Here is a 3,205-nt window from a genome sequence, read left to right on the forward strand (position 1 = left end):
CGGCTCTGGCCGAAAGTGCGCCAGGTGGTGGCGGGCTATGCCGCCATCGGGGACGAGATCGATCCTCTCCCGCTTCTTGAGACCTTTGCGCTGGAACAGGCGCGCATCGCCTTGCCGTGCGTCGTTGCGAAGGACCAGCCTTTGATCTTCCGCAGCTGGACGCTGGACCAGCTCCTGGAGCCGGGCGCGTTCGGCACGCGCGAGCCGGCCGCAACCCATCCTGAGCTGACGCCCAGCCTGGTGCTGGTCCCGCTGGTCGGTTTTGATCTCAAGGGACGCCGGCTCGGCTATGGCGGCGGGTTCTATGATCGCACGCTGGAGGCGCTGAAGGCTCAGGGCCCGCTGACGGTGGTGGGGCTGGCATACGAGGCGCAGCGCCTGAACAAGGTCCCGGCCGAGAGCCATGATGTGCACATGGACTGGGTGGTGACCGAGCAGGGCGCCTACGAGATCAGCGCCTGATCCGATTACAAAACGGCAAGCTGAGCGTCATGTCGTTGACCCCTGACCCGGGGGCTGGCTGACTGCGCGCCAGGCTCATTGACGGATATCATGCACGCGATCGCACCTTCTCAACGCTGGGCGCTGACTCTGGACGCGCTCTCGTCTCGGTTCAGCCCGACAGGCCTGAAATGGTCGTCGGGCGGGGCGGCGCTCGTCCTGCATGTGGGTCTGGGTGCGGCGGCGCTGTGGTTCATGCACAGCCAGCCCAATGCTGCGCCGCTCACCAATCGCACGCTGAACGTCACCCTGTTCACGCCTGTGGAGGTCGAGGCGACTGTTGAACCGGCCGAGGAGACAGTGATCGAGACGCCGCCAGTCGCCGATCCGGCTCCGCAGGAGCGCATCGAGCCGTCTCCGGTGGACCCCGTCATCGAGGCGCAGCCCGCGCCTTCTGCCCCGGCCGCGAGCGCTTCAGAACCTGCCGCCGCTGCGCCTGCCGGCCCGACGCAGGTCCTGACCGCCGAGGGCGGCGAAGCGGGCTGGGCGCCCGATGCGGGCCTTCAGGTCAGTGAACGCACCGCAGGCGCCTTGCGCGGCCTTCTGTGTGCGGGCGGGTCTGAACACACCCGTGCAGCGGCCGGCTGCGATCGCGCAGCGCAAACCGACCCCAATGGCTACGCCGCCTTTGCCAGCGCTGAAGAGATCGCCAAGATCGAGAGCGCCTTCGGACCCATCGAAACGCTGGGTTACGCAGGCGGCTCCACCGTCAATCTGGGCTCCTTCGCCCTGCCCGGGCAGGTCAATAACAACCAGCCCCATTATGTCTCCGGCGTGCATTCGGTCTTCGGCCAGCTGCCGGTGTCAGACAAGGTTCGCGATCCGGGCTTCGGCGACTGATCCGTGCTTTTGAAGGCGTGACCGCGCGCCGCAGTGCGAACCATTGGCAAGAAGCCAGCCGCGGCCTAGAACGCCCTCACTTATCAACTTCAGAAAGCGAGATGGCGATGGGCGCGTTTACGGAAGAGACCGTCATTGCGGTGCGGCATTACACCGACCGTCTGTTTTCATTCCGGGTGACCCGCCCGCAGAGCTTCCGCTTCCGCTCGGGCGAGTTCGTCATGATCGGCCTGATGGTCGACGGCAAGCCGCTGCTGCGCGCCTATTCCATCGCCAGTCCGAGCTGGGATGAGGAGCTCGACTTCTACTCGATCAAGGTGCCTGATGGCCCGCTGACGAGCCAGCTCCAGCATATCGAGCCCGGGGACACGATCCTGATGGGCAAGAAGTCTGTCGGCACGCTCGTGCTCGATGCTCTGGAGCCGGGCAAGCGGCTTTATCTTCTGTCCACCGGCACCGGCATTGCGCCCTTCGCCTCGGTCATCCGCGATCCGGAGACCTATGAGCGCTTTGATCAGGTGATCCTGACCCATACCTGCCGCGAGGTCGCCGAGCTGACCTATGGCAAGGAGTTGGTCGAGACCGTGCGCGAGGATCCGCTGGTGGGCGAGTTCGTGGGCGACAAGCTGGTCTATTACCCGTCCGTCACCCGCGAGGAGTTCGAGCGCAAGGGCCGCATCACCCAGTTGATGGATGACGGCGTCATCTATGAAGAGCTGGGCATTCCCCCGCTCAACCCCGAAACCGATCGGGTGATGATCTGCGGCTCCATGGACATGCTGGAATCCTGCAAGCAACGCTGCGAGCAGGCAGGCCTGAAGGAAGGCTCCAACGCCCGCCCGGCCCAGTATGTGGTCGAGAAGTCATTTGTGGGCTGAGCCTGAACAGGGGCTCGCTAGCCTAAGCGGACCGTTTCGCCTATATCCGCTCCCCTAGCGAAGTGAAGGCGAGCTCATGCGTATTGCGTTTTTTGGCGATGTGGTCGGCAAGTCGGGCCGGGACGGGCTGTGCGATGCGCTGCCGGATCTGCGCAAGCGGCTGCAGCTCGACTTCGTTGTCGTGAACGCAGAGAACGCGGCGGGCGGCTTCGGCATCACCGAGAAGACCGCCAACGAGATGTATGATGCGGGCGCGGATGTGCTGACGCTCGGCAATCATGCCTGGGACCAGTCTGAAACCCTGTCGCATATCGAGCGCGAACCGCGTCTGCTGCGTCCGGTGAATTATCGCGAGGGCACGGCGCCGGGGCGCGGAGCGGGGCTATATGACCTGCCCGATGGTCGCCGGGTTCTGGTGATGAATGTGATGCTGCGCCTGTTCATGCAGCCGCTGGAAGATCCGTTCGCCTCGGTCAATCACGAGATCGAATCCTGCCCGCTCGGCGCAGTCGCGGACGCCATCATCGTGGACATGCATGGCGAGGCGACCAGCGAGAAGGTGGCGCTGGGCAATTATTGCGACGGCCGCGCCAGCCTGGTCGTCGGCACGCATACACACGTCCCCACCGCTGACCATCGCATCCTGCCCAAGGGCACGGCCTATCAGACCGATGCGGGCATGTGCGGGGATTATGATTCCGTCATCGGCATGGTGAAGGACGAGCCGATCAATCGCTTCGTCACCCATATGCGCTCAGGCCGTTTCACCCCGGCTTCGGGCGAGGCGACGGTGTGCGGGCTCTATGTGGAGACCGATGACGCGACAGGGCTGGCGGTGCGCTGCGAGCCGATCCGCGTGGGCGGTCAGCTCGCAGAGATTATCCCCGAAGTCTGATCAGAGCCGCTCGCTCAGCCACCGCAAATGGTCTTCCATGAAGGTGGCGATGAAGAAATAGCTGTGATCATAGCCGTCCTGACGGTGAAGC

4 protein-coding genes and 1 pseudogene are annotated in these 3,205 nt (G+C 64.5%); 4 read left to right on the forward strand and 1 reads right to left on the reverse strand.

From position 1 onward, the window contains the following. From B2Z70_RS03800 to B2Z70_RS03815, 4 genes are all read left to right on the forward strand, one after another. The coding region (locus B2Z70_RS03800) for a 5-formyltetrahydrofolate cyclo-ligase (protein WP_292981177.1) at positions 1-462 on the forward strand (462 nt) is incomplete at its 5' end. A gap of 90 nt (positions 463-552) precedes the next feature. After that, positions 553-1,341 carry a hypothetical protein gene (locus tag B2Z70_RS03805; RefSeq protein ID WP_292981180.1) on the forward strand — a complete coding sequence of 263 codons (789 nt, stop codon included), beginning with the start codon at positions 553-555 and terminating at the stop codon, positions 1,339-1,341. A 101-nt stretch (positions 1,342-1,442) separates the two neighbouring features. After that, positions 1,443-2,219 carry a ferredoxin--NADP reductase gene (locus tag B2Z70_RS03810; RefSeq protein WP_009801900.1) on the forward strand — a complete coding sequence of 259 codons (777 nt, stop codon included), beginning with the start codon at positions 1,443-1,445 and terminating at the stop codon, positions 2,217-2,219. Between the two features lie 76 nt (positions 2,220-2,295). Next, positions 2,296-3,114 (forward strand): TIGR00282 family metallophosphoesterase, encoded by an 819-nt coding sequence (locus tag B2Z70_RS03815; protein ID WP_009801899.1) that lies wholly within the window; start codon positions 2,296-2,298, stop codon positions 3,112-3,114. On the opposite strand, the pseudogene B2Z70_RS15415 reads toward B2Z70_RS03815, so the two are convergent. After that, a pseudogene (locus B2Z70_RS15415) lies at positions 3,115-3,205 on the reverse strand (S-formylglutathione hydrolase); the annotation flags it as partial.

The sequence above is a fragment of the Oceanicaulis sp. UBA6590 genome, assembly GCF_002433705.1.
Classification (GTDB): Bacteria; Pseudomonadota; Alphaproteobacteria; order Caulobacterales; family Maricaulaceae; genus Oceanicaulis.

Coding starts and splice junctions, on each gene's coding strand:
- B2Z70_RS03805 (WP_292981180.1), top strand. CDS start 553: ATGCACGCGATCGCACCTTCTCAACGCTGGGCGCTGACTCTGGACGCG.
- B2Z70_RS03810 (WP_009801900.1), top strand. CDS start 1,443: ATGGCGATGGGCGCGTTTACGGAAGAGACCGTCATTGCGGTGCGGCAT.
- B2Z70_RS03815 (WP_009801899.1), top strand. CDS start 2,296: ATGCGTATTGCGTTTTTTGGCGATGTGGTCGGCAAGTCGGGCCGGGAC.